Annotated in this window: 2 protein-coding genes; both read right to left on the reverse strand. The window is 45.8% G+C overall.

All coding sequences use genetic code 11. The features are described 5' to 3' along the window. Positions 1-410: polyprenyl synthetase family protein (locus ACXLDX_RS04070; protein ID WP_457575916.1), on the reverse strand; the 410-nt coding region annotated here is incomplete at its 3' end. Positions 411-424: 14 nt separating this feature from the next. After that, a partial coding sequence (locus tag ACXLDX_RS04075) for an ATP-dependent DNA helicase (protein WP_457575917.1) occupies positions 425-2146 on the reverse strand: 1722 nt, incomplete at its 5' end.

Below are 2146 nucleotides of genomic sequence, written 5' to 3' on the forward strand. Positions count from 1 at the left end.
TTCAGGCCATCAACCCCCGAAAGACGACCAACCGTGGACATAGCATAGGCATGCAGAAAATCTCCGGCAAGAATAGCTGCTGAGACACCAAATCGGCGACAGACAGTTGGACATCCCCGGCGTGTATCTGAATCATCTATAATATCATCATGAAAGAGTGTTGCAGAATGCAGATACTCGAAAGCACATGCAAGCCTGTAGACCAATTCCTTGCTTCCACCGCATAATTTTGAGGACATGACCACAAGAAAAGGTCTTATACGCTTGCCGCCGTTAAAAAGTCCGTATTGAAGAACTTCGACCAGAAACGCATCAATGGTTGGCTGGAGTTCGGCAAGATCTGCCTTCATCCGACTTTCAATATGTTCGGATTCCTTTTTAATTACGTGAAGTATTTGTTCTTTTTTCATTCCCCTGTGACCAGTTACGTGGGCAGACTTGTAAAAAATTCGGAGAGCTCCCGCTCCGTCCTGACAACAGGTGCAGGTGGCATACTCCTGAGGAACAATCTCCCGTAACCCTTTTTATAAAGCCTCACATCCATGACGGCAATAACACCTCTGTCTGCAGAGGAACGCATTAATCGTCCCATCCCCTGCCTGAGAGCCAGGATTGCCCGAGGCACCTGGAACTCAAAAAATGGTTTCCCCTGTTTATCAAGAATATGCTTAATCCTTGCCTCAATTACCGGATCGGTCGGCACTTCGAAAGGCAACTTATCTATTATAACACAACTTAAAGATTCACCAACCACATCCACCCCCTCCCAGAAACTTGCAACAGCGAGCAGGACCGAGTGTGTCTCCTCACGAAAACGGGTAAGAAGACTCTGTCTGGAGGCTGTCCCCTGGACAAGCACTGGATAATCAAGACGCTCTTCCAGAAAAGAAGCTACTCTCTCCATACCCTTAAAGCTCGTAAAGAGTACCAGTCCTCTCCCCTCGCTGATTCTCAGTATATCGAGAATTCGACTGCACAGCATCTGTCCGTAATCCGCCGCAGACGGTTCCGGAAAAGAATTATCGGGAACATAGATCAAAGCCCTTTTTTTATAGTCAAACGGTGAATGGAATTGCAGACATTCAACTTCATCACCCAATCCAAGCCTGTCACGAAAATATGAAAAACTTCCTCCTGAAGAAAGGGTTGCTGACGTCAGAATACAGGATGACACCTGCGGATACAGGTATTCGTTCAGCTCTTTTGCCACCTCGACCGGCGTCGCGGACAGAACAACAGAACGATCCCTTCTCTCATACCAGTGAACATAATCATTTTCAAGGAAATGAAGCCCTACTTCCTGCACACTTTTTACCAGTTCCCTGCCACGCCGCTCCAGAGATTTCCAGTATTCTCCATGCTCACCATATTTACCAGTTATATCATTCAGACTTTCCAGCCCTCTTGACAACAGATTGACTTCATCCCGCCACACATTCTCAGTGAGATCCGCAATGAGTTCTTTTAAATAGAATCTGCCGGTTTTAACAGGAAAAAGAGATGTAAAAAACCTGACCCGCTCTTTTACTCCCGTTACCACCTGAACAACTTCCCGACAGCCTTCCTGCGGAAGGTCTTTTTCTGCCATTTTTTCAATATCATTCAGCAGGGCAATAATCTGATATTGGCTGAAACTTTTACCAAAAAATGTAGTCGCAACATTTTCAAGATGATGAGCTTCATCGAAAATTACGGATTCATACCTGGGTAACACTTCACCATACCCTCCTTTTCGAAGGGCCAGATCGGAAAAAAACAGATGGTGATTAACAATAAGGAGATTCACAGAACCAGCTTGTTTGCGCAGGCTCGAAATAAAACAATCTGTAAATTCAGGACAACCTCCCCCGAGACACTGGTCGGAATGTATGGAAATTTTCCTCCAGAAATTTGAATCTTCACCAAGCCAGTCCAGCTCTGCCCTGTCCCCGGTCACGGTAGAGGCAAGCCAGTCTTCAATCCGTTCAACATAAGGATTATCCACAAGAGAAAGCTGCGGATCACTCCGATATTGATACCAGCGATACAGACAGAGATAATTTGAACGACCTTTTATGCATAGTGCGGAGACCCGACGCCCTGTTATTTTTTCCACAAGGGGAATCTCTTTTTTCAATATCTGATCCTGGAGGTTCAGGGTAGCTGT

Source organism: Desulfomarina sp., from assembly GCF_054039375.1.